Source organism: Bacillus sp. FSL K6-3200, assembly GCF_038630485.1.
Classification (GTDB): Bacteria; Bacillota; Bacilli; order Bacillales; family Bacillaceae; genus Bacillus; species Bacillus safensis.
On sequence record NZ_CP152032.1, the window covers coordinates 3,305,972 to 3,330,561 of the forward strand.

Here is a 24,590-nt window from a genome sequence, read left to right on the forward strand (position 1 = left end):
TGAGATCATATGACAGTTTCAGTTGTTAAAGTTCACATTGGCACCCTATCAGATTTTCCGCTCCAGCTAGGGAAAACAGTTGAAGCCGGTACACTTGAATTAGCTGTTTTTCAAACCTCTAATAAGCAGTTCAAAGCCATTGAAAATCGCTGTCCACATAAAGGCGGCGTTTTGGCTGAAGGGATGGTCAGCGGGAATCACGTTTTCTGTCCAATGCATGATTGGAAAATTGATCTTTCATCAGGAAACGTTCAAGCACCAGATCACGGATGCGTTAAAACATATGAAACATTCGTTGAAGGAGACAATGTCTTTATTTTATTGCCTTCATAAATGGTTTAGATCCTTCCTTTCATGTATATGCTGTATATAAATGCAGCAAGAAAGGAAGGAATTTTTGTGCCGTTCGTTAATATTTTGATCGAACTCTTAATCGGATTTTTCGCTTTATTTATTATTACAAAATTATTAGGGAAAACACAATTTGCACAAATCACGCCGTTTGATTTTATTTCTGCACTGATTTTAGGCGAAATGGTCGGAAACGCCATTTTTGATCCGGAAGTCAAGATTCAGCACATTTTATTTGCTGTTGCGGTATGGGGCGCTCTCATTTATACAGTTGAATCGCTTTCACAGCGCTTTAAATCCCTTCGCGCTTTTTTAGAAGGAAGACCTACTCTTGTGATTGATAAGGGGAAGATTCGTTACAACCGGTTGAAGAAGAATATGCTTGATATCAATCAGCTGCAGACACTGGTTCGCGCAAAAGGCCATTTTGCACTGAATGAAATTGAATATGCCATTTTGGAAACTGACGGCTCTGTCAGTGTTCTTCCGAAAATGAAATACGCACCAGCCACAGCAGAAGATGTGAACGTGAAGGGAAAAGAAGTCAAATTGCCTAGAACGTTTATTATTGACGGCGAAATGTTAAAAAAGGATCTAAAAGAAGCGGGTTTTGATGAATCCTGGCTGAATGAGCAATTAAAAAAGCAGCATATTTCTTCCTATCGAGATGTTCTATTTTGTGAATGGATTGAAAATGAAGGGATTTATGCGATGCAATATGAGAAGTCTAAAAAAACATCCACAACATAAAAACGTGGGTGTTTTTTTGTGCGTGTATGGAATAGGATCAAAAAGAATGTTTAATGAAAACGTTCACAAAACGAGGAGGAGATATGTGATGAAATATAGAAACGTATGGATGGTTATGGTTTTGTCTTTCTTTCTTTTTGACTTCGCTTCACTTCAAGCAGAAGAAGCCGGGCATCAGTATGAAACGAACCGCGTCCTTGTCGTTGATCAAAAGGGAAGCGGATCATACCGCACCGTTCAGTCTGCCATTGATGCGATTCCAGCAAACAATCAACAACGGGCAACGATCTATATTAAAAATGGCGTATATAAAGAAAAAATATTGCTTCCGCAAAATAAACCACACGTATCCTTTATTGGCGAAAACCAGCACAACACGATCCTTACGTATGATGATACAAATGCAAGCACTGGGAGTACAACAAACAGCTCAAGCACAATGATTCGTGCAAACGATTTTTATGCAGAAAATATCACCTTTCAAAATACAGCTGGCAGACATGCTGGTCAGGCAGTTGCGCTGTATGTGTCTGGTGACAGGGCTGTGTTCAAACAAATACGCGTGTTAGGCTATCAAGATACACTTTATGCAACAGGCACAGGACGGCAATATTATGAAAACTGCTATATTGAAGGCACGGTCGATTTTATTTTTGGATCAGCCACAGCTGTGTTTAAAAGAGCTGAAATAAAAAGTCTTGGAAATGGGTATATTACTGCAGCATCCACAACAGAAGCGCAAAGGTACGGCTATGTATTCATGGACTCTACGCTGAAAAAGGGGACGGCAGCTGCGCAATCGGTTTATTTAGGTCGTCCGTGGAGACCTCATTCGGCTGTAACATTCCTCCATACAAAAATGGATGATCATGTGAAAGCAGAGGGATGGCATAATTGGGATAACCGTGACAACGAAAGAACGGCCAGATATAAAGAGTTTGGATCGACAGGAGCAGGAAGCAGTCCAGCAAACCGCGTAAAATGGTCAACCATTTTAACCCAAAATGAAGCAAGTCAAATCACAGTTCAGGCTGTTCTTCGCGGAACTGATGGCTGGAATCCAGAAAAGAGGTAAAGGGCTTGTCAGTTTTCGTCAAAGAAAGCTGACTTTTCTGTTTAAAAAACCTTTGAGAACAAACGTTCTTTTGTGTATAATGAACATATTCTTCTAAAATTGGCTGCAACAAAAAGGAGGGATTGCGTGAAGCGCTTTTCACAACTCATGTTTTTACAAATATGTATCCTGTCGATTTTATTTCTCCCTTTTTCAGCGAAAGATGAACAACTCAAAGCTCGTGACGATTCACTTCAATGGATGACAGCTTTAGACGAATTCATCCGAACAGCACCTGATTTAGAGGGCGCGATCTCTGGCATCAGCGTCCGCGATACTTCTGACACCTCTCTTCTTTATGAACATCAAGCCGATATCCGTCTTACTCCTGCTTCTAATATGAAACTGCTCACATCAGCCATCGCACTTGATATTCTTGGAGAAACACACACATTCCCTACAGACATCTGGATGGATGGTTCCATTCAAAAGAAAACGTTACATGGTAGCCTTTATCTTCGCGGCACCGGAGATCCGACTTTATTAGAGGAGGATTTTGCAGCACTTGCCAAACAAGTCAAAAAGGCCGGAATACATACCATTCGCGGACAGCTTGCGGCAGATGACACTTGGTTTGATGACACGAGATACTCCATTGATCTGCCTTGGAGTGATGAGGATCAATATTACGGTGCACAAATTTCTGCCCTCACGGCTTCACCAAATCAAGATTATGATGCAGGGACCGTGATTCTCGAAGTAAAACCTGGAAAAAAAGCAGGACAGAAAGCCGCCTTTGATATGATCCCGAAGACGGATGTCGCTCAAGTCATCAATCAAGTGAAAACAGTTCCAGAAGGCGGAAAAAAGAAAATTTCTTTTAAGCGCTCTCACGGAACTAACAAGATAACGTTGACTGGAACCATTCCGGTTAAAGCAAGCTCATCTAAACAATGGGTAGCTTTATGGGATCCGTCCGCCTATGCTTTAGACTTAATGAAACGGGCGTTAAAGGCGGAAGGAATTCAAGTAAAAGGACCACTGAAATCTAAACAAGTTCCTAAAAAAGCTAAAAAAATTGCCTCCCATACATCGATGCCATTATCAGAGCTGCTTGTTCCTATGATGAAATTAAGCAACAATACTCATGCAGAAATTTTGCTAAAGGAACTAGGCAAAAAAGTGAAGAACAAAGGGAGCTTTGAAGCTGGGCTGGACGTCATGAATGAACGGCTTCCTGCGTTTGGCGTTGATCCTTCGCTTGCAGTACTGCGTGACGGATCGGGGATATCACCTATTAACCTTGTCTCTGCCAACCAGTTCACTTTCTTTTTAACAAACATTCAAAAAGAAAAATGGTTTAAAACCTATGAACATGCGCTCCCTTTAGCAGGGGCAAGTGACCGAATGGTCGGAGGGACGTTGAGGAACAGATTAAAAGAACCAGCTACACTAGAAAAAGTACGTGCAAAAACAGGGTCGTTAACAACGGTCAGCACACTTTCTGGATATATTGATACGCAGGGCGGAAAGACGCTCGCTTTTTCCATCTTATTAAATCACCTTGTTGATGACGAAAAAGGGAAAGAGATAGAAGATCGTATTGTCAGCATATTAGCTGAGAATCTTTAGATTTAGAGAGAGAAGGAGAACCATCATGACGTTAGATAACAATCAATCTTTAGTAAAAACCATGTCCATTTTTCTCATCCCGCTTTTGCTAAGCAATATTTTGCAATCGATCGGACAGTTAGTGTCCATTGTTCTTGTCGGGAGATGGATTGGAGAGGATGCAGTAGCTGCCATTTCTGCATTCTTTCCGCTTTTCTTTTTACTCGTTTCTTTTTCCATTGGAATTGGATCGGGAAGCTCGATCCTTATTGGACAAGCGTACGGGGCAAAAAATGAACAGAAATTAAAAGAAATTATTGGCACAACACTTTCATTCACTTTTTTGATCGGAGTATCTTTAGCGATCATTGGAGGTTTTTTCGCAACAGATATCTTAAACCTCATGGGAACACCCGCTAATATCGTGGAGGAAAGTGCGGGCTATGCTAGAATTCTATTCATCTCAATGCCGATCTTATTTCTTTATTTTGTTTATACGACCTTCTTGCGAGGGACAGGGGATTCGAAAACACCATTTTATTTCTTAATGATTAGTACGGCAACGAATATTTTGATGCTGCCCATTTTATTATTTGGCTGGCTGGGACTGCCGGCGTTCGGTTTATACGGTGCTGCATATGCTTCTGTGATTTCAACAATTGTGACGTTTATTATTCTACATATCTATTTATATAAGACAAAGCACCCGCTTCGCATTGATGCATCGGTGAGAAAGCATTTATTGATGAAAGGGGATCTATTAAAAACGTTATTAAAGCTCAGTATCCCATCAAGCATTAATATGATTCTCATTTCTTTATCAGAAATTGCCGTTATTTCTTTTGTTAACGATTATGGATCACAGGCGACAGCAGCCTATGGTGTTGTCAATCAAGTCGTGAGTTATGTGCAGATGCCGGCAGTGAGTCTTGGTATTGCGGTCTCAATCTTTGCAGCACAATTCATTGGTGCAGGGAATATGAATCGATTGAAAGATGTCATTAAGATTGGGTTAGGCCTTAACTTCGCCATAGGCGGATGTATCATTATTTTCGTTTATATTTTTGCACCGCAGATTTTATCTATCTTTTTAACAGATCCTAAGACGATAGACATTGCCTATAGTTTGGTTGTCATTACACTATGGAGCTATCTCATTTTTGGAACGGCCCAAATTGTTGCAGCCACAATGAGAGCAAGCGGGACGGTTCTATGGCCGACAATCTTTAGTATTTGTTCCATTTGGCTTGTAGAAGTACCAGTCGCTTATGTGCTATCACACTATACATCCCTTGGTATTAAAGGAATATGGATTGGCTACCCTGCAGCTTTCTTTGTAAACTTAATCCTCCAATACAGCTACTATCAGTTCGTATGGAAGAAAAAACAGATTGTAGCGCTTGTTCAATCATAATGTGAAGGCGTAGAGCAGCATATACATACGAAGATCTATCACTTTTAAGGAGGCCGGATCTTCTATGTTTTTGAATCAAAGAAGTGAACTAAGCTCGCACAATATCGGTGACTTTTCTTATGCCGGGCCAGATTTCCAAGTGTTGACTTGGGGGGAAGGAACGACATTAAATATTGGGAAGTTTTGTTCCATTGCAAACGAAGTGAAAATTTTTCTAGGTGGTGAACACCGTACAGATTGGGTCACAACGTATCCGTTTAATCAAATCTTCAACGAAGCTGCCCACATTAAAGGACATCCCAAATCGAAGGGAGATGTTCATATTGGACATGACGTATGGATTGGATATGGTGCGACGATTATGTCAGGAGTATGTATAGGAAACGGGGCCGTGATCGGCGCAAATAGTGTGATCACAAAAGATGTGCCGCCATATGCAATTGCCGCAGGAAATCCCCAGCAGCTCATGAAATATCGGTTTTCATCCGAAATAATCAAAAAACTGCAGTTAGTAGAATGGTGGAATTTAGAGTTTACCGTCATCCAATCTATTTTTCACCTTTTACAATCTGATGATATTGAACAATGTATAAATGTCATAGAAGACATAAAAAAGAAAGGCTGAAAAAGCCTTTCTTTTTTTGTTTAGCTAAGCCGTATGATGGTCAAGGCTGCTCCAGCAGCACCAGCTCCGCCAACTAAAATAGCTGTGACAACCGCCCCAAAAAACTGCAGTGAGATGGTATTACCAGCTGTTAAATTAACAATAACAGTGTTGTTGATTAATGAAGTTGAGATAACAGGTGATTGAACAGAACCAGAAATAGTAGTTGCTCCATTTAAGAGCAAACGTGTACTAATCAAAAGAGCTGTAGTGGTGTTGACTTGATACGTAATATAATATTTTCCAGTTTGGAGAACGGTAAAAACAGTACTTGTGCCGTTTGCCGTAAAACCAGTAATGTTTTGAAAGTTTGGCAGAGGAATATTCGTTCCACCGGCTACAGTAACAATGGTAGGTCCAGAACTATTAGCAGCATAAAGTGCAGTATCTGTAAAACCACCTGTTCCAGTAGCGCCAGTAGCCCCGGTGATACCCGTTGCACCAGTAGGTCCTGTAGCCCCCGTATCACCAGTTGTTCCGGTGATCCCCGTCGCACCGGTAGGTCCTGTTGGTCCAGTGCTGCCTGTGGCACCGGTAGGCCCTGTTGATCCAGTAATCCCCGTCGCACCGGTAGGCCCAGTTAATCCGGTAATTCCTGTAGCCCCGGTAGGCCCAGTTAATCCGGTAATTCCTGTAGCACCGGTAGGCCCAGTTAATCCGGTAATTCCTGTAGCCCCGGTAGGTCCAGTTGATCCAGTGATACCTGTAGCGCCGGTAGCGCCTGTAGGTCCAGTAGCTCCAGTGATCCCCGTGGCACCCGTAGGTCCAGTTGACCCAGTAATCCCCGTGGCACCCGTAGGTCCAGTTGATCCGGTGATACCCGTTGCACCAGTAGGACCAGTGCTGCCTGTCGCACCTGTATCACCAGTTGATCCAGTGATACCTGTAGCCCCGGTAGGTCCAGTTGATCCGGTAATCCCCGTGGCACCCGTAGGTCCAGTTGATCCGGTGATACCCGTTGCACCAGTAGGACCAGTGCTGCCTGTTGCACCTGTATCACCAGTTGATCCAGTGATACCTGTAGCCCCGGTAGGTCCAGTTGATCCGGTAATCCCTGTAGCGCCCGTATCACCAGTTGCTCCAGTGATCCCCGTTGCACCGGTAGGGCCGGTTGATCCGGTAATCCCTGTAGCGCCGGTAGGACCTGTTGAACCAGTGATACCCGTAGCGCCCGTATCACCAGTTGATCCAGTAATCCCTGTAGCCCCAGTAGGTCCAGTTGGTCCAGTGCTACCAGTGGCACCCGTATCACCAGTTGACCCAGTAATCCCCGTTGCACCCGTAGGTCCGGTAGCTCCAGTGATACCTGTAGCCCCGGTAGGTCCAGTTGATCCGGTAATCCCTGTAGCACCCGTATCACCAGTTGACCCAGTGATCCCCGTTGCACCCGTAGGTCCGGTTGACCCAGTAATCCCCGTGGCACCAGTAGGACCAGTTGATCCAGTGCTGCCTGTAGCACCCGTATCTCCAGTTGACCCAGTAATCCCTGTAGCACCCGTAGGTCCGGTAGCTCCAGTGCTACCTGTAGCGCCGGTAGGACCTGTTGGTCCAGTGCTACCAATCCGTATCTCCAGTTGATCCAGTAATCCCTGTAGCGCCTGTAGGTCCAGTTGATCCGGTAATCCCTGTAGCGCCCGTATCTCCAGTTGACCCAGTGCTACCTGTAGCACCCGTATCACCAGTTGATCCAGTGATCCCCGTCGCACCGGTAGGGCCGGTTGATCCGGTAATCCCTGTAGCGCCGGTAGATCCAGTTGATCCGGTAATCCCTGTAGCGCCTGTAGATCCAGTAGGTCCAGTGCTACCCGTGTAGCACCCGTATCTCCAGTTGATCCGGTAATCCCTGTAGCGCCTGTAGATCCAGTAGGTCCAGTGCTACCTGTAGCACCCGTATCACCAGTTGATCCAGTGATCCCCGTCGCACCGGTAGGGCCGGTTGATCCGGTAATCCCTGTAGCGCCGGTAGATCCAGTTGATCCGGTAATCCCTGTAGCGCCTGTAGATCCAGTAGGTCCAGTGCTACCCGTGGACCCGTATCTCCAGTTGATCCAGTAATCCCTGTAGCGCCTGTAGGTCCGGTTAATCCGGTGATACCAGTGGCACCAGTAGGACCAGTTGATCCAGTGATCCCCGTTGCACCCGTAGGTCCGGTAGCTCCAGTGATCCCTGTAGCCCCGGTAGGTCCAGTTGATCCGGTAATCCCTGTAGCACCCGTATCTCCAGTTGACCCAGTGATCCCTGTAGCCCCGGTAGGACCTGTTGGTCCAGTGATCCCCGCAGACCCGTAGGTCCGGTTAATCCGGTGATACCAGTGGCACCAGTAGGACCAGTTGATCCAGTGATCCCCGTAGGTCCGGTAGCTCCAGTGATCCCTGTAGCCCCGGTAGGTCCAGTTGATCCGGTAATCCCTGTAGCACCCGTATCTCCAGTTGACCCAGTGATCCCCGTAGCACCAGTAGGTCCGGTTGACCCAGTAATCCCCGTGGCAGACCAGTAGGACCAGTTGATCCAGTGCTGCCTGTAGCACCCGTATCTCCAGTTGACCCAGTAATCCCTGTAGCACCCGTAGGTCCGGTTGACCCAGTGCTACCTGTAGCGCCGGTAGGACCTGTTGGTCCAGTGCTACCCGTGCAGACCCGTATCTCCAGTTGATCCAGTAATCCCTGTAGCACCTGTATCACCAGTTGATCCAGTGATCCCCGTAGCACCAGTAGGTCCGGTTGACCCAGTAATCCCCGTAGCACCAGTAGGACCAGTTGATCCAGTGCTACCAGTGGCACCCGTATCTCCAGTTGATCCAGTAATCCCTGTAGCACCTGTATCACCAGTTGATCCAGTGATCCCCGTAGCACCAGTAGGTCCGGTTGATCCAGTGCTGCCTGTAGCACCCGTATCTCCAGTTGACCCAGTGATCCCTGTAGCGCCCGTAGGTCCAGTTGACCCAGTAATCCCTGTAGCGCCCGTATTACCAGTTGACCCAGTAATCCCTGTAGCGCCCGTATCTCCAGTTGATCCAGTGATCCCCGTCGCACCGGTGGGTCCGGTTAATCCGGTGATCCCAGTGGCACCAGTAGGACCAGTTGACCCAGTGATCCCTGTAGCGCCTGTAGGTCCGGTAGCTCCAGTGATACCAGTTGCACCGGTAGGTCCAGTAGCTCCGGTAATCCCTGTAGCGCCGGTAGGACCTGTTGGTCCAGTGCTACCCGTGGCAGACCCGTATCACCAGTTGACCCAGTGATCCCTGTAGCGCCCGTATCTCCAGTTGATCCAGTGATCCCCGTCGCACCGGTGGGTCCGGTTAATCCGGTGATCCCAGTGGCACCAGTAGGACCAGTTGACCCAGTGATCCCCGTAGCACCAGTAGGTCCGGTTGACCCAGTAATCCCCCAAGACCAGTAGGACCAGTTGATCCAGTGCTGCCTGTAGCACCCGTATCACCAGTTGACCCAGTGCTGCCTGTAGCGCCTGTAGGTCCGGTAGCTCCAGTGATCCCTGTAGCGCCTGTAGGTCCGGTAGCTCCAGTGATACCAGTTGCACCGGTAGGTCCAGTAGCTCCGGTAATCCCTGTAGCGCCGGTAGGACCTGTTGGTCCAGTGCTACCCGTGCAGCACCCGTATCACCAATTGACCCAGTGATCCCTGTAGCGGCGGTAGGACCTGTTGGTCCAGTGCTACCCGTGGTAGACCCGTAGGTCCGGTTAATCCGGTGATCCCAGTGGCACCAGTAGGACCAGTTGCTCCAGTGATCCCCGTTGCACCGGTAGGTCCGGTAGCTCCAGTGATCCCTGTAGCCCCGGTAGGTCCAGTTGATCCAGTAATCCCTGTAGCCCCGGTAGGTCCGGTTAATCCGGTGATCCCTGTGGCATAAGCCGGTAGGACCAGTTGACCCAGTGATCCCTGTAGCGCCGGTAGGACCTGTTGGTCCAGTGATCCCTGTAGCGCCCGTAGGTCCAGTTGACCCAGTAATCCCTGTAGCCCCGGTAGGTCCAGTTGATCCGGTAATTCCTGTAGCACCCGTATCTCCAGTTGACCCAGTGATCCCCGTAGCACCAGTAGGTCCGGTTGACCCAGTAATCCCCGTGGCAAGACCAGTAGGACCAGTTGATCCAGTGCTGCCTGTAGCACCCGTATCACCAGTTGACCCAGTGATCCCTGTAGCGCCGGTAGGACCTGTTGGTCCAGTGATCCCCGTAGCACCAGTAGGTCCGGTTAATCCGGTGATCCCAGTGGCACCAGTAGGACCAGTTGATCCAGTGCTGCCTGTAGCCCCGGTAGGTCCGGTAGCTCCAGTGATACCTGTAGCGCCTGTAGGTCCGGTAGCTCCAGTGATACCAGTTGCACCGGTAGGTCCAGTAGCTCCGGTAATCCCTGTAGCGCCGGTAGGACCTGTTGGTCCAGTGCTACCCGTGCAGACCCGTATCTCCAGTTGACCCAGTAATCCCTGTAGCACCCGTAGGTCCGGTTGACCCAGTGCTACCTGTAGCGCCGGTAGGACCTGTTGGTCCAGTGCTACCCGTGGCAGACCCGTATCTCCAGTTGATCCAGTAATCCCTGTAGCACCTGTATCACCAGTTGATCCAGTGATCCCCGTAGCACCAGTAGGTCCGGTTGACCCAGTAATCCCCGTGCAGACCAGTAGGACCAGTTGATCCAGTGCTACCAGTGGCACCCGTATCTCCAGTTGATCCAGTAATCCCTGTAGCACCTGTATCACCAGTTGATCCAGTGATCCCCGTAGCACCAGTAGGTCCGGTTGATCCAGTGCTGCCTGTAGCACCCGTATCTCCAGTTGACCCAGTGATCCCTGTAGCGCCCGTAGGTCCAGTTGACCCAGTAATCCCTGTAGCGCCCGTATTACCAGTTGACCCAGTAATCCCTGTAGCGCCCGTATCTCCAGTTGATCCAGTGATCCCCGTCGCACCGGTGGGTCCGGTTAATCCGGTGATCCCAGTGGCACCAGTAGGACCAGTTGACCCAGTGATCCCCGTTGCACCAGTAGGTCCGGTTGACCCAGTAATCCCCGTGGCAAGACCAGTAGGACCAGTTGATCCAGTGCTGCCTGTAGCACCCGTATCACCAGTTGACCCAGTGCTGCCTGTAGCCCCGGTAGGTCCGGTTGACCCAGTGATCCCTGTAGCGCCTGTAGGTCCGGTAGCTCCAGTGATACCAGTTGCACCGGTAGGTCCAGTAGCTCCGGTAATCCCTGTAGCGCCGGTAGGACCTGTTGGTCCAGTGCTACCCGTGGACCCGTATCACCAGTTGACCCAGTGATCCCTGTAGCGCCCGTATCTCCAGTTGATCCAGTGATCCCCGTCGCACCGGTGGGTCCGGTTAATCCGGTGATCCCAGTGACCCGTATCACCAGTTGATCCAGTAATCCCTGTAGCGCCTGTAGGTCCGGTTAATCCGGTGATCCCAGTAGACCAGTAGGACCAGTTGACCCAGTGATCCCCGTAGCACCAGTAGGTCCGGTTGACCCAGTAATCCCAGTAAGACCAGTAGGACCAGTTGATCCAGTGCTGCCTGTAGCACCCGTATCACCAGTTGACCCAGTGCTGCCTGTAGCGCCTGTAGGTCCGGTAGCTCCAGTGCTGCCTGTAGCGCCTGTAGGTCCGGTAGCTCCAGTGATACCAGTTGCACCGGTAGGTCCAGTAGCTCCGGTAATCCCTGTAGCGCCGGTAGGACCTGTTGGTCCAGTGCTACCCGTGGCGACCCGTATCTCCAGTTGACCCAGTGATCCCTGTAGCGCCGGTAGGACCTGTTGGTCCAGTGATCCCCGTTGCACCCGTAGGTCCGGTTAATCCGGTGATCCCAGTGGCACCAGTAGGAGGACCAGTTGATCCAGTGATCCCCGTTGCACCCGTAGGTCCGGTAGCTCCAGTGATCCCTGTAGCCCCGGTAGGTCCAGTTGATCCAGTAATCCCTGTAGCCCCGGTAGGTCCGGTTAATCCGGTGATCCCTGGCAGGCCGGTAGGACCAGTTGACCCAGTGATCCCTGTAGCGCCGGTAGGACCTGTTGGTCCAGTGATCCCTGTAGCGCCCGTAGGTCCAGTTGACCCAGTAATCCCTGTAGCCCCGGTAGGTCCAGTTGATCCGGTAATTCCTGTAGCACCCGTATCTCCAGTTGACCCAGTGATCCCCGTAGCACCCGTAGGTCCGGTTGACCCAGTAATGACCAGTAGGACCAGTTGATCCAGTGCTGCCTGTAGCACCCGTATCACCAGTTGACCCAGTGATCCCTGTAGCCCCGGTAGGACCTGTTGGTCCAGTGATCCCCGTAGCACCAGTAGGTCCGGTTAATCCGGTGATCCCAGTGGCACCAGTAGGACCAGTTGATCCAGTGCTGCCTGTAGCCCCGGTAGGTCCGGTAGCTCCAGTGATACCTGTAGCGCCTGTAGGTCCGGTAGCTCCAGTAGCTCCGGTAATCCCTGTAGCGCCGGTAGGACCTGTTGGTCCAGTGCTACCCGTGCAGACCCGTATCACCAGTTGACCCAGTAATCCCTGTAGCACCAGTAGGTCCGGTTGACCCAGTAATCCCCGTAGCACCAGTAGGACCTGTTGGTCCAGTACTACCCGTGGCACCCGTATCTCCAGTTGACCCAGTAATCCCTGTAGCACCCGTAGGTCCGGTTGACCCAGTGATCCCCGTAGCACCCGTAGGTCCGGTTGACCCAGTAATCCCGTAGACCAGTAGGACCAGTTGATCCAGTAATCCCTGTAGCCCCGATAGGTCCAGTTGATCCAGTAATCCCTGTAGCGCCCGTAGGTCCAGTTGACCCAGTAATCCCTGTAGCCCCGGTAGGTCCGGTTGATCCAGTGCTACCTGTAGCCCCGGTAGGTCCGGTAGCTCCAGTAATCCCTGTAGCCCCGGTAGGTCCGGTTGATCCAGTGCTACCTGTAGCCCCGGTAGGTCCGGTAGCTCCAGTAATCCCTGTAGCACCTGTATCACCAGTTGATCCAGTGATCCCTGTGGCGGCCGTAGGTCCAGTTGACCCAGTAATCCCTGTAGCGCCCGTATCTCCAGTTGATCCAGTGATCCCTGTAGCGCCTGTAGGTCCGGTAGCTCCAGTGATCCCCGTTGCACCGGTAGGTCCGGTAGCTCCAGTGATCCCTGTAGCGCCGGTAGGACCTGTGCAACCAGTGATCCCTGTAGCGCCCGTATCACCAGTTGACCCAGTGCTGCCTGTAGCCCCGGTAGGTCCGGTTGACCCAGTGATCCCTGTAGCGCCTGTAGGTCCGGTAGCTCCAGTGATACCAGTTGCACCGGTAGGTCCAGTAGCTCCGGTAATCCCTGTAGCGCCGGTAGGACCTGTTGGTCCAGTGCTACCCGTGCAGACCCGTATCACCAGTTGACCCAGTGATCCCTGTAGCGCCCGTATCTCCAGTTGATCCAGTGATCCCCGTCGCACCGGTGGGTCCGGTTAATCCGGTGATCCCAGTGGCACCCGTATCACCAGTTGATCCAGTAATCCCTGTAGCGCCTGTAGGTCCGGTTAATCCGGTGATCCCAGTGGACCAGTAGGACCAGTTGACCCAGTGATCCCCGTAGCACCAGTAGGTCCGGTTGACCCAGTAATCCCCGTGGCAGACCAGTAGGACCAGTTGATCCAGTGCTGCCTGTAGCACCCGTATCACCAGTTGACCCAGTGCTGCCTGTAGCGCCTGTAGGTCCGGTAGCTCCAGTGATACCTGTAGCGCCTGTAGGTCCGGTAGCTCCAGTGATACCAGTTGCACCGGTAGGTCCAGTAGCTCCGGTAATCCCTGTAGCGCCGGTAGGACCTGTTGGTCCAGTGCTACCCGTGCAGACCCGTATCTCCAGTTGACCCAGTGATCCCTGTAGCGCCGGTAGGACCTGTTGGTCCAGTGCTACCCGTGGACCCGTATCTCCAGTTGACCCAGTGATCCCTGTAGCGCCGGTAGGACCTGTTGGTCCAGTGATCCCCGTTGCACCCGTAGGTCCGGTTAATCCGGTGATCCCAGTGGCACAAGTAGGACCAGTTGATCCAGTGATCCCCGTTGCACCCGTAGGTCCGGTAGCTCCAGTGATCCCTGTAGCCCCGGTAGGTCCAGTTGATCCAGTTTCACCTGGTGCTGCTAAAAGTGTGTAATCTGGCGACGTATCTGGCGTACCTGAAGGTGGTGCAGAATCCACAATATACGTACCACCACCATAAGTGACCACTTGACCTACTGAATATGTTGGTGCCATAACAGGATCATAGGCTTCAATACCACTTAATCCGATCCCAGTAGGACCCGTAGGACCAGTTTCTCCAGAAGCAGCTAAAAGGGTATAGTCGGGGGAGAGTCCAGGTATTCCTGATGGATCGTCAACATTGGCAATGTAAGTACTGCCATTAAACGTGACCACTTGCCCTGCATCGTAATCTTGTGATTGTGAGGGCTCAAAAGGGAGGGCGCCGGTTAACCCGCCAGCAGGTCCAGTAGCTCCGGTTGGTCCAGGGGGACCGGCTGGGCCTGCCGGGCCTGCCGGGCCTCTTGGTCCAGCTCTTTGATTTGGTTTTGATTGTTTTATTCCTTTTGCAATGTGGCAAGGTTGATTCTCTTGAGATATATTTTGTTTTGAGTATTCTTGTTTAATGAATGGACAGTCTCTTTTTCGAGGACGGTCATGACGTGATCTTTTGTAATGAGGCTGTTCATGGTATTTACCGCAAAAGGGACATTTGTGATCGAATTGATTGTACAAATTGCCCATCTCCTAAAATTGATATTTCATTCTATGTGCAAATTTACAAATTGGAAGTAAAACCTAGAAAATCATCATTTCGAAAATCATCGAATCAAATCATTTAAATCTTTCATGGATTTGTGTTATGGTGTTGAAAGTATAAAATAGTATGATTTTTGACAGAAATGGGGACATCATTTATGAGTCAATCAGTTTTACACGGCAAAGCCTATTCCGTTTTAAATTTATCCTCTGTGACAGAAGGAGGTACCATTAAAGAATCTTTTGAGCGTAGTATGGATTTAGCAAAGAAGGCGGAGAAGTGGGGCTATCATAGATACTGGCTGGCAGAACACCATAACATGGAAGGGGTTGCGAGCTCTGCAACGTCCGTTTTAATAGGATATATTGCGGGAGGAACCGAAAAAATTCGAGTAGGGTCTGGTGGGATTATGCTGCCAAACCACTCTTCACTTGTCATTGCTGAACAATTTGGCACACTTGAAACATTGTATCCGGGGAGAATTGATTTAGGTCTTGGTAGAGCACCAGGGACAGATCAGTTAACAGCAAGAGCGCTTAGACGTAATCTTCATAACGGAGAAGATTTCCCAGAGCAGCTTGAAGAACTTCGTCAATATTTCAAGCCGACCGGTCAGGTGAAAAAACATGTAAGAGCTGTCCCAGGAGAAGGTCTGGACATTCCAATTTGGCTCCTTGGTTCAAGTGGTTTTAGCGCCAGACTTGCAGGAGAACTTGGATTGCCATTTGCCTTTGCAGCACATTTCTCACCTAAAAATACAATTCCCGCGTTAGAGTTGTACAGACAGTCGTTTAGACCTTCTGATGTGTTAAAAGAGCCTTATGCCATGGTCGGTGTGACGGTTTTTGCTGCAGATCAAACAGAGCGGGCTGAATATTTGGCAACCTCTCATTATCAGCGCTTTTTAAGTCTCATTCGCAACACACCAGGAAAACTGAAGGCGCCTGTCGACAGCATGGACGGTCTTTGGAGCCCATATGAAAAGGCGATGGTGGATGAACAATTAAGTTCAACCATGATCGGGGATAAAGAAAAGGTGAAAAAAGAATTAGAAGCCTTTGTTGAAGCTACTCAAGCAGATGAATTAATGATTAATTCGGATATGTTTGATCATCAAGAAAGAATGCGATCGTATGAAATCATCGGAGAGATCTTTCAAGAGGCACAAGAAAAATAAACATAAAAAAAGAACTGCACAGAGCAGTTCTTTTTTATTTATGCTTTTGTAAAAATGCGAAATGGTTGTCCGATTGGCAGAACAATACGACCAAAATGTGTATTAAGGACAACAGCTGCAGAACCATAAAATGAAAGCAGGGAAATGATCAATTCTGCAATACCTGCCATGGTATGAGTCACATCGTACATCACACCAAAAGTGCTAAGGGAAAGACCAATGAATAAGAAATCAATAAAGACGAAAATCAAAAATAACACTTTATGTGTTTCCATTGCACCAATCGTCATAAACAAGCTGAAAATCAAATAACCAACAAACGCAAAACCTAGCTGTTTTGGATCTGCTGCTCCCGCAAGCGTTTTCCCAAAAACGCCGGCTTGAATGAGCCAAGTCGTTCCAACGCCCATCCAGAAAAGACCGAATGCGCCAAAGGCAGTGGCTCCAAAAATATTATGATGCTTTGAATCTTGTATGGACGCGATCAGCTGCGCGATTCCTCCAAGGAAGATAGCCCAAGGTAAAATAAGGGAAGTGCCATCTGTGATTCCTAGTTTTTGTGAGGACGCAACGAGCGTCACCATTGCTAAACCAAACAAACCAAGTGGTGTTGGGTCTGCAATTGATAATCGAATTGCTTGAACATTCTGTTTTTCCATAATGACCTCCTACAATTTGCACTTACAAAAGATACTCGAATTCGATAGAAACGTCAAGCTCTTTTTTAGTAGACACTTGCATCGTCTTCCAAATAAATCTATATTTAATACATATCAAATGTGATAGAAAAAGAGGGATAAAATGAGTAAAGGCTTATCTGGAAAAACGATTGCTATTTGTGGAACGAGAAAAACAGAAGAAATGCGTATACTTGTCGAAAAGCAAGGAGGACAAGCCGTTATTCGCTCTCTTCAAGGAACCGTATTTTTAGCCAAAGAGGAATTAAAGCCAGGCATAGAGACCTTTGTGAAACAAGGGGCCGACTGGGTGATCTTGACAACAGGCATCGGTACAGAAACATTGATTGAGAGTGCAGAAGAGCTGCAGCTTGGTAAAGAATTTATGAACATTCTATCAAATGCCCATATTGCTTCAAGAGGGTACAAAACCTTTGCTGCGTTGAAAAAACGCGGAATTCAGCCAAAGGTCTCTGATGAAGACGGAACGGTTCGTGACTTAATTTCAAAGCTTGAAGACAAGGAATTTCAAGGAAAACGCGTGATGGTGCAGCTCCATGGTGAAAATGCACCAGCTCTCATTCAGTTTTTACATGACAAGGGGGCAGATGTTTTGCCGCTTTTACCATATCAGCACACACCACCTGAACCAGAGGCTGCTGAAACGCTTCTTCAAGAAATGAAAGATGGACAAGTTCATGCTGTCTGTTTTACAACCGCTGTCCAGGTTCACGCCTTTTTCAAACTAGCCGCAGATTGGGGCAGAAAAGAAGAATTGCAAGCATTATTCGAGCAGGACGTACTGGCGGTAGCTGTCGGGAAAGTCACTGCTGAAGCTTTAAAAGAAGAGGGAATAGACCGAATTCTTGCCCCGTCACTTGAGAGAATGGGTGCAATGATAATAGAGCTATCCCGATATATGGAAAAACAATCAGCACACTTATAAAAAAACGCCTTTCACCAGATCAGTGAAAGGCGTTTTTGTTAGATTGTCCGTTTTCGATTCGTCCGAATTTTTTTGAGTACAAAGTAGAGAACAATCAGGACGATGGCAATGACCATAATAGGGGTTGTATAAGCATGAGCAACACTTTGAATATGATCCCATTTTGTCCCAAGCTGCATGCCAAGATAAATAAATAAGATGGACCAAGGAATGGCAGCTAACCCTGTCAAGAAAACAAATTTCAAAAAAGGCATCTTGGCAATACCCGCTGGAATCGAGATGGCATGGCGGACAACAGGGATAAAGCGTGCGGTAAACACTACACCGGTTCCATACCGGTCAAACCAGCGCTCTGCAGTCGCGATATGATGTTCATGGATGAATAAATACTTCCCGTACTTTGTTAAAAAAGGTCTGCCGCCGTAAAGGCCGATCCAGTAAATAAAACACTGGGCAAGTGTTCCTCCAATAACCCCAGCGATGACGGCTCCAACAAATCCAATGCTTCCTGTTGACACCATATATCCGCCGTAGGCAAGTACAATTTCACTTGGAATAATTTCAATCATCAGTCCAAGTGCAACACCTACATAACCAAGGCTTGTCAGCCAGGTTAAAATTTCATTAAAAAAGGTTCCCATTCATTTCACTCTGCCTTTAAATACGAATTTTCTTCAAGCATCCTTATAAGAGCCTATGCTTGTTTTGCTTCTCTCATGAGTATGCTTTGCATATATGCTAGCATGGCTGGCCGCATATCATGACGCATTAATCCAATTTCAGCCGCTGCCTTAAATGAGCCCAGCTTATCACCAACGTCAAATCTCATCCCATCTAATTGTTTTGCATAAATGGGTGATTCATGTGCAATGATTTTCAGCGCATCTGTCAGCTGAATTTCGTTCCCAGCACCTCTCTCGATTCCTTGTAGAATAGGAAAAATCGATGGTGTTAACAGATACCTGCCCATCACGGCTAAATCGGAAGGAGCTTCATGAATAGCTGGCTTTTCCACTAAGTCTGTGACTTCAAACACTTGAACGTCTACTCTAGCTGGTCTTATCATACCATACTTACTGACATCTAGACGATCCACTTGCTGGACGCCAATGACCTCTCTTTGTTTGTCTTCAAAGACTTCCATGAGCTGAGTGAGTGCAGGTCTTTCTGACACCATGACATCATCACCTAAAAGGACCGCAAAAGGATCATTGCCAGTAAAATGACGTGCACATAATACCGCATGTCCAAGACCTAAGGGCTCCTTTTGACGAATATAATGAATATTGGCCATATCCGCAATATGTTTGATTTCAGCCAGCTGTTCATTTTTTCCTTTTTCAAGCAACGTGAGTTCTAGCTCAATCGAACGGTCAAAGTGATCTTCAATCGATTTTTTATTTCTTCCTGTGATAATTAGTATATCTTCAATGCCTGATTGAACAGCCTCCTCAACTATGTATTGAATGGCGGGTTTGTCGATAATAGGCAGCATTTCCTTTGGCTGTGCTTTCGTTGCGGGTAAAAAACGTGTGCCTAATCCGGCTGCTGGTATAACGGCTTTTTTGATATTCATTGAATCATCGCTCCATTTCTGATGGTTTATTTTCTGATGGAAAAACCCATAGGCGGCTTCCAGTAAAAGTGATCATCATGCCAAGAAGGGTACCAATCGCTTTACTAATGAATAATGAGAAACCTGCTTTCTGCATGACATATAAGACAACATAGGTGAGGAGGCACGCTGCGCCGTTGACTGTGGCCCACTTGATCCATTCCCACTTGTCAGCTTTCTTTTTCACTTGGAACGTCCATTTTCGATTCCAAACATAACTGTTCAGCATTCCTGCGGTATAGGACAAGCACTGTGCAAGAAAAGAGGGAACAAAGCAAGCAGTTAAAAAAAAGAAGAACAGAAAGTCAATCATCGTATTGCTAGCGCCTACAGTTAAAAATGCGGCATAGGTCCGAATATTTTTCTTTGCCATGCGAAGGATCATCACCTCCTAGTGTTTGAGTGGGTGTATGAATACTGTACAAAAGCGAGTTGACGAATCAGTGAAGAAAAGATGAAATAAACATGAACAAGCGATATCTGTTTTTTCACCAGCTCGTGATATAATTTGTAAGATGAAACGAACGGTGGTGCACATACATGTATTTAACAATCGCAGAAACAGCTGAATACTTGGAAGTATCAGAAGCGTATATTGAAAAATTAATCCAGCAAAAAAAGATCCGTTACGTCTTTGACGGGGAATCTTATCTCATTTATCAAGGGCAGTTTCAAACGCATTTAAAGCAGCTCGAACAATATAAAGAGCTCGTCCAAGAGATCTTAAATGAACCGATTCCAGAAGACCCCGATGTAAAGGATGAGGATTAGAATATCTTTTCAATTGATTCAACATGGATTAATGGCCGTGGGTGATAGATAGAATAATCTCTATTTGAAAGAAGCAGAATGACCATTCATTAGCAGTAAAAGCAAGTGAAAATAAAGGGGACAACTACTTTATATGAAGCCTGTCAAAAAAACGAAATGAATGTTGTAGAAGGGTCTGATGAACCGAAACAGCCTTTTCAATTATGCCAGAAATGCCACGAAAGACTACTCACCGATTCATTACGGCCTATTGAATGGTATAACCTAGCTGTTCTCCATTCTCCTAAACAATTTTTACTGCACGATGATTTTTATGGAGAGGACGGACAGGCTTTTCAATTAGAGGAGGAAGTCATCATCACCAAAAGCGAGAAAGCACCAACATTACAAGCCGTTAGGCATGATTTGGAGTCTTTATTAGACTTTTCAATCACTAGGTGGTTTCTTGAGGATGATGTCATCGACGCTCTGAAACAGCACGATCAGCAAAAAATCTTGGCTTCTATTAAAAGTAGATTTAATGAAACGGAGCATACCGAAGTGAAATCACGAATGATTAGAAATCGCGGCTGATGTTCTAGATATATTTGCCGCTGAATGGGTGAGGGAACTTTTGGATCAGACGGACGAAGAATTCCTTTATCCACTTTCATGGGCAGCAGCCAGCAGTTTGCCAGAAGATGAGGGATTACATCATATATTAGAAAAATTGAAATCGATCAGTGAAAAAGAATGGCCGCTAGAGGCTTTTATTTGCCTGCACCGTTTCCGTTCTAACAAAATATTGGATTGGATGGAGGCAATTGCACCCATTTTCACGATCAGTGGGGAAGGCTGGCAGCCGTCAGCTGCCCAACCTGGGAGAGAATGAAATCATGGCTGAACAAAGGAAGACCTTTCTGCTTAATTGCACTAGATACAATGGCTAACTGTGCAAAAGGGAATAGGCCGGCCCTAGTGGAACAATATTCACCTAAAATCCTTAAAACTGATAAAAATGAAGTAGATAAGATTTTACATGATGTTAATCAAAAAGATCAGGTTCCACGAGTGAAAATGAAAGTGTCCAACATCTTGGAGAACAAGCAAGACATATTTGAATAAGCCTTTTTATTGGCTGACTCCGGTTTGAACAATCTTCATGTGGCATTTAACTTGTACATCTGCATCAGGATAAATGCTTTTCCATTTTTCTGGTGTTACTGCTTTGTCTTTTGCTCTATACCTAAGGCCCAGTCCAAGCGGGTCTATGTTTTGCTTTTTAAAGGATTGAACAAGGTCTTGTCCTTGCTTTGTGACACGTTTTTCAACTTCTTTTTCAACATGGTCCAATATAGATGGTTTATCAATTTTTTTGGACTTCATGAATTCTTTTAATTCACCTTTCAGTTTGATATCAATCATGATACGAGGCTTCTTTGTTAGGTTTTGCGTTGGTTTGATTCGGTAAGAAACACGGGATTTGATATTTTCAATGACGACATGGGTCTTTGCATGATCAGCCAATTGAAACTCGTAGATGCCATTCTTATGGTTTTCAATCATCGCTTTAAATGTGAACGTGTCTTTTCCGGGGATATGACCGACCATTTTTTCATGATCAAACAGAGCGACTCCTGTGATCTTGATGCCATTACTTGTTTTCTTGATGTAGGGGAGATATGCATCGACCCCTTTTGCCAGCATCTGATTCATAAAAATATGCTGATTGGTGACAGGTTCATTGCCATTTCGCATATTTTGGGCCAGCAGATCAGAGAGATATACACCTATATTTAAGTTCGTTTGATTCATTTTTGTGTATAATAACTCTTCAACTTCTCCGCCTACAATGGCAAACACTTGGCGTGAACCAATGATAGGATCACGATAAATGTAGTTCATTAAATCGATCATGCCGACTTCTTTTGCTAACTTTTCACTGACTAAAATAACGAGCACCTGGCCCATGACTACTGGGAAAGGTGACTCTTCTGACACGAGAAACTGAATATTACTAATGGTGTTTGACCTTGCGCTTAATATTTGATAACTTCCTTGCTCTTGACTTTTAAAGACAGGGAAGACAAAGAAGCCCTTCATTTCTCCATCTTCCACTAAATCAAATCCTGCCGCCTGAGAGATATTTAATTCATCTAAAAGGCGGGGCTCTGCACAGCTGGTTAACAAAAGACTACACAACATGAGACCCGAGAGTATATAACGTTTCATGCTCGTTTTTTCACCCTCCTTTTTTTCAGCATCAGTGTAATGACCATACAGACAATTAATCCATAGATCAGAATGTATCCGCTAAATTCCACCCATTGATTAAAGGTTTCAAAAGAAGTTGCACTGGCAAAAAACGAAAACATGATCAGAATGAGGATGCTGAGCCCGATGAACGTGACGCGCTGGCTCGTATGAAGCACTTGTTTTGCCATTCGGCTCGCAGCCCATAATGGAATCGTAATGTTTGGAATGATCAGAAGCAGCCAAAGAGACACTTCAATAAATTCAAAGCGCTGGATAAACGGAAGCTTCACAATGCTTGTTAACGTTAGCGTCGGCCATTTTGTTAATTTGAGCTGAGCACTTGAGTAATACGCTATAGAGACGAGAAAAGTGAGTAAGTTTAAGCATGTCGTAAATAATGCCCCCATGTGAGCAAATTTTTGAGATGTCTGAGCTTGTTTAATAAAGGGATAATAGACAAGCAGCGTGCCAAAACCAAACATGGATAAGGATGCATCTTTGATTCCCACAAGCATTTGCGAAAATGTATGATCAAACATTGGGAACATGAAACGAATGTGACTATATTTCATGGCATAAAAACAAATAAACGTCATCCAATACGTCAGTACAATGCTAAAAAATGCCCACCCAGCAATGGTTCTAAAGCCGCCGGTATGAATGTAATACACAAGCAGCAGCAGTACAGATGCAAACAAAAGACCAGGAATTTCTTTAAACAGCCATACATGGATTACATCCATATAATGGATGATGACGGTCAGCGACAAAGAAGCAAAATATAAGATATAAAGAATGTTGAATAATTGCCCAATCCATTTGCCAAATACATATTGCGTAATTTCACCAAATTCATCCGAAGGTGCCTTTTTAAACATCAAGTACATGAGAAAGATCATCACATTGACGCTCATGCCAGAAATCAAAATAGCGATCCATCCATCATTATTGATAGAACGAACAAGGTTTGTTTGAAAGTTTAAAATGCCGACACCGACTTGATTGGCATTGATGAGAAAAAACACAAAATAAGGGGATACTTGAAATTTCTCTTTGACAGAAGAAGAGCTCATGCCTTCACTTCCTTATTCATAAAAATCATTTTTCCCCTTGCGGCCTTGCTTCGGCTTAGAGCGGTGGATGGTTTCATTTTGCGGACGTAAATTTTCCGGCCTTTTGTTCAAAAAACGGAGCTGAGGACGAATCAAACTGCCCTTTAAATCAGCAAGGCGCATTGGAAAAATAGGCTCTAAATACGGCCGGCCAATTGAAGTTAATTTCATTAAATGGGTGAGCAGAAAAGCTCCCATCACGGCAATGCCTAATGCGCCCCAAATCTGTGCTGCAAGTAGAAATGGAAATCTCAGCAGCCGAATGGCACTGCCCATTTTGTATATAGGCGTGACAAATGAGGCGAGAGCAGACAGGGCCACAATAATGAGTAAAATATTGCTCGTTAAACCTGCTGCTACAGCAGCCTGTCCAATGACAATCCCTCCAACAATTCCGAGCGTCTGACCGACTTTAGCCGGGAGCCTTGAACCTGCTTCTCTTAATAATTCAATCGAAATCTCTAAAAATAGTGCTTCAATGATCGGAGGAAATGGCACAAGATAGCGCGAGGACACAATCGTTTCTAATAAATCCTTTGGGATCAGCTCATAATGAAAGGTTAAAACGGCTACATATAAAGGTGTCGCAAAAATGGAAAATATCACAGCAAATATGCGTAACAGCCTAAAGCAAGAAGCCGCAATCCATGACATATTGTAGTCTTCCATAGTGGAAAAATACTCAAGTAAAATAGTCGGGGCAAGCAAGACATGAGGCGAACCATCCACTAATATGGCAATTTTCCCTTCTGATAAGCCTGAAGACACGCGGTCGGGTCTTTCTGTATTCAAAAACAACGGAAAGATCGTATTGGATACATCATAAAGCATTTGAGCGAGGTAATTCGCATCTAAAATCTGATCATAATCAACGTCCTCAATTCGCTGAAGAACCGTTTCGATGTTCTCCGGGTTGGCGATATCTTCAATATATAGCACGGCAACTTTTGTTTGAGAGAGCGTACCAACCGTCTTTTCCTCAACTTTCAGGTTAGGCGTCGGCAGCCGCCGCCTGACCAAATTTAAATTGGTATCTAAAACCTCCACAAATGCTTCCTGTGCACTGATAATGCCAAATTCAATCTCAGGCGGACCTACTTGTCTGCCTTTCTTTTCTTCAATCGGCAAAAGAAGCGTTTTGCCCCAGTCTGTCTCAAGTCTAATGGCAATACTGCCCCGGTGAAGGGCTTGTTCCACTTTTTGAAGATCGCTCGTGATCACAGCCTGCTCAATGGGAATTCGTTCTTTCAGCTCTTCAAGAGTGGGTGTCAGGGGCAGTTGTTTGAGGGAGGGGAGTATTTGTTCATGTAGAAGATGTCCATTAATCAACGAACGAAAAAAGGAAATCCTATACAGGAAATCTCCATTTCGAGACAGCTCATTTGTAAAATCAGCAGAACGTGACAATGCTTCAAATACTGAATTCGGGTCCTTTTGTTGTTTGTTTTTCTTCAGCATTTGAACCAGCTCCTTCCGTGA

20 protein-coding genes and 5 pseudogenes are annotated in these 24,590 nt (G+C 46.5%); 13 read left to right on the forward strand and 12 right to left on the reverse strand.

What is annotated here, in order from left to right; genetic code table 11:
- The first annotated feature begins 9 nt into the window (after positions 1 to 9).
- The 6 genes from nirD to MHI60_RS17005 all read left to right on the forward strand — a co-directional run bounded on the left by nirD (position 10) and on the right by MHI60_RS17005 (position 5,805).
- A complete protein-coding gene (nirD, locus tag MHI60_RS16980; protein ID WP_024422642.1) occupies positions 10 to 333 on the forward strand; it encodes a nitrite reductase small subunit NirD in 324 nt (107 codons plus the stop codon).
- A gap of 66 nt (positions 334 to 399) precedes the next feature.
- Positions 400 to 1,101, forward strand: coding sequence for a DUF421 domain-containing protein (locus MHI60_RS16985; RefSeq protein ID WP_111292533.1), 702 nt, complete (start codon positions 400 to 402; stop codon positions 1,099 to 1,101).
- Positions 1,102 to 1,189: 88 nt separating this feature from the next.
- Positions 1,190 to 2,176 (forward strand): pectinesterase family protein, encoded by a 987-nt coding sequence (locus MHI60_RS16990; RefSeq protein ID WP_144484328.1) that lies wholly within the window; start codon positions 1,190 to 1,192, stop codon positions 2,174 to 2,176.
- 126 nt (positions 2,177 to 2,302) lie between these two features.
- Complete coding sequence (gene dacB / locus MHI60_RS16995) at positions 2,303 to 3,787, forward strand: D-alanyl-D-alanine carboxypeptidase/D-alanyl-D-alanine-endopeptidase (protein WP_144484326.1); 1,485 nt, start codon at positions 2,303 to 2,305, stop codon at positions 3,785 to 3,787.
- 25 nt (positions 3,788 to 3,812) lie between these two features.
- Entirely contained in the window at positions 3,813 to 5,180 is a 1,368-nt protein-coding gene (locus MHI60_RS17000; protein WP_111292530.1) for an MATE family efflux transporter, read from the forward strand.
- Positions 5,181 to 5,244: 64 nt separating this feature from the next.
- The gene (locus MHI60_RS17005; RefSeq protein ID WP_095408736.1) at positions 5,245 to 5,805 is read left to right on the forward strand and encodes a CatB-related O-acetyltransferase; all 561 of its coding nucleotides are present in this window, start codon (positions 5,245 to 5,247) and stop codon (positions 5,803 to 5,805) included.
- A gap of 20 nt (positions 5,806 to 5,825) precedes the next feature.
- Here the strand turns inward: MHI60_RS17005 and MHI60_RS17010 are convergent.
- Both MHI60_RS17010 and MHI60_RS17015 read right to left on the reverse strand, forming a co-directional pair.
- Positions 5,826 to 11,074 (reverse strand): annotated as a pseudogene (locus MHI60_RS17010) (hypothetical protein); the annotation flags it as partial.
- Positions 11,075 to 11,292: 218 nt separating this feature from the next.
- Positions 11,293 to 11,809 (reverse strand): annotated as a pseudogene (locus MHI60_RS17015) (hypothetical protein); the annotation flags it as partial.
- Between the two features lie 230 nt (positions 11,810 to 12,039).
- Between MHI60_RS17015 and MHI60_RS17020 the strand changes: the two are divergent.
- Positions 12,040 to 12,333, forward strand: a complete 294-nt coding sequence (locus tag MHI60_RS17020; protein WP_342502626.1) for a hypothetical protein — start codon at positions 12,040 to 12,042, stop codon at positions 12,331 to 12,333.
- Here the strand turns inward: MHI60_RS17020 and MHI60_RS17025 are convergent.
- The 3 pseudogenes from MHI60_RS17025 to MHI60_RS17035 all read right to left on the reverse strand — a co-directional run.
- Positions 12,316 to 12,556, reverse strand: a pseudogene (locus tag MHI60_RS17025) (collagen-like protein); the annotation flags it as partial. The gene MHI60_RS17020 and the pseudogene MHI60_RS17025 sit on opposite strands and share 18 nt — an antisense overlap.
- Positions 12,557 to 12,646: 90 nt before the next feature.
- Positions 12,647 to 13,205: pseudogene (locus tag MHI60_RS17030) on the reverse strand (hypothetical protein); the annotation flags it as partial.
- 179 nt (positions 13,206 to 13,384) lie between these two features.
- Positions 13,385 to 14,052: pseudogene (locus MHI60_RS17035) on the reverse strand (collagen-like protein); the annotation flags it as partial.
- A 683-nt stretch (positions 14,053 to 14,735) separates the two neighbouring features.
- Between MHI60_RS17035 and MHI60_RS17040 the strand changes: the two are divergent.
- Positions 14,736 to 15,755, forward strand: a complete 1,020-nt coding sequence (locus tag MHI60_RS17040) for an LLM class flavin-dependent oxidoreductase (RefSeq protein ID WP_095408734.1) — start codon at positions 14,736 to 14,738, stop codon at positions 15,753 to 15,755.
- A 38-nt stretch (positions 15,756 to 15,793) separates the two neighbouring features.
- On the opposite strand, the gene MHI60_RS17045 is transcribed toward MHI60_RS17040, so the two are convergent.
- On the reverse strand, positions 15,794 to 16,414 hold the full coding sequence (locus MHI60_RS17045; RefSeq protein ID WP_047203394.1) for a GPR1/FUN34/YaaH family transporter: 621 nt from the start codon (positions 16,412 to 16,414) through the stop codon (positions 15,794 to 15,796).
- A gap of 142 nt (positions 16,415 to 16,556) precedes the next feature.
- On the opposite strand from MHI60_RS17045, the gene MHI60_RS17050 reads away from it, so the two are divergent.
- Positions 16,557 to 17,378, forward strand: coding sequence for a uroporphyrinogen-III synthase (locus MHI60_RS17050; RefSeq protein ID WP_144485427.1), 822 nt, complete (start codon positions 16,557 to 16,559; stop codon positions 17,376 to 17,378).
- Between the two features lie 38 nt (positions 17,379 to 17,416).
- Here MHI60_RS17050 and MHI60_RS17055 read toward each other — a convergent pair whose 3' ends face one another.
- Genes MHI60_RS17055 through MHI60_RS17065 form a run of 3 tightly spaced genes read right to left on the reverse strand, consistent with a single transcriptional unit; the run spans position 17,417 to position 19,366 of the window.
- The gene (locus tag MHI60_RS17055; RefSeq protein ID WP_111291232.1) at positions 17,417 to 18,019 is read right to left on the reverse strand and encodes a DedA family protein; all 603 of its coding nucleotides are present in this window, start codon (positions 18,017 to 18,019) and stop codon (positions 17,417 to 17,419) included.
- 53 nt (positions 18,020 to 18,072) lie between these two features.
- Positions 18,073 to 18,954: a UTP--glucose-1-phosphate uridylyltransferase GalU gene (galU, locus tag MHI60_RS17060; RefSeq protein ID WP_144485425.1), complete on the reverse strand. Its 882-nt coding sequence runs from the start codon at positions 18,952 to 18,954 to the stop codon at positions 18,073 to 18,075.
- Positions 18,955 to 18,958: 4 nt separating this feature from the next.
- Positions 18,959 to 19,366 (reverse strand): GtrA family protein, encoded by a 408-nt coding sequence (locus MHI60_RS17065; RefSeq protein WP_223250988.1) that lies wholly within the window; start codon positions 19,364 to 19,366, stop codon positions 18,959 to 18,961.
- Positions 19,367 to 19,533: 167 nt separating this feature from the next.
- On the opposite strand from MHI60_RS17065, the gene MHI60_RS17070 reads away from it, so the two are divergent.
- From MHI60_RS17070 to MHI60_RS17085, 4 genes are all read left to right on the forward strand, one after another.
- Positions 19,534 to 19,764, forward strand: coding sequence for an excisionase family DNA-binding protein (locus MHI60_RS17070; RefSeq protein WP_039179160.1), 231 nt, complete (start codon positions 19,534 to 19,536; stop codon positions 19,762 to 19,764).
- A gap of 105 nt (positions 19,765 to 19,869) precedes the next feature.
- The gene (locus tag MHI60_RS17075; protein WP_342502627.1) at positions 19,870 to 20,337 is read left to right on the forward strand and encodes a hypothetical protein; all 468 of its coding nucleotides are present in this window, start codon (positions 19,870 to 19,872) and stop codon (positions 20,335 to 20,337) included.
- 40 nt (positions 20,338 to 20,377) lie between these two features.
- A complete protein-coding gene (locus MHI60_RS17080; protein ID WP_342502628.1) occupies positions 20,378 to 20,635 on the forward strand; it encodes a hypothetical protein in 258 nt (85 codons plus the stop codon).
- Positions 20,632 to 20,868, forward strand: coding sequence for a hypothetical protein (locus tag MHI60_RS17085; RefSeq protein ID WP_342502629.1), 237 nt, complete (start codon positions 20,632 to 20,634; stop codon positions 20,866 to 20,868). The genes MHI60_RS17080 and MHI60_RS17085 overlap by 4 nt, the downstream gene beginning before the upstream one ends.
- A 6-nt stretch (positions 20,869 to 20,874) precedes the next feature.
- On the opposite strand, the gene MHI60_RS17090 is transcribed toward MHI60_RS17085, so the two are convergent.
- Genes MHI60_RS17090 through MHI60_RS17100 form a run of 3 tightly spaced genes read right to left on the reverse strand, consistent with a single transcriptional unit; the run spans position 20,875 to position 24,569 of the window.
- Positions 20,875 to 21,975 (reverse strand): Ger(x)C family spore germination protein, encoded by a 1,101-nt coding sequence (locus MHI60_RS17090; RefSeq protein WP_144485423.1) that lies wholly within the window; start codon positions 21,973 to 21,975, stop codon positions 20,875 to 20,877.
- A complete protein-coding gene (locus MHI60_RS17095; RefSeq protein ID WP_144485421.1) occupies positions 21,972 to 23,072 on the reverse strand; it encodes a GerAB/ArcD/ProY family transporter in 1,101 nt (366 codons plus the stop codon). The genes MHI60_RS17090 and MHI60_RS17095 overlap by 4 nt, the downstream gene beginning before the upstream one ends.
- Before the next feature lie 12 nt (positions 23,073 to 23,084).
- Positions 23,085 to 24,569 (reverse strand): spore germination protein, encoded by a 1,485-nt coding sequence (locus MHI60_RS17100; RefSeq protein WP_144485419.1) that lies wholly within the window; start codon positions 24,567 to 24,569, stop codon positions 23,085 to 23,087.
- Between the last annotated feature and the right edge of the window lie 21 nt (positions 24,570 to 24,590).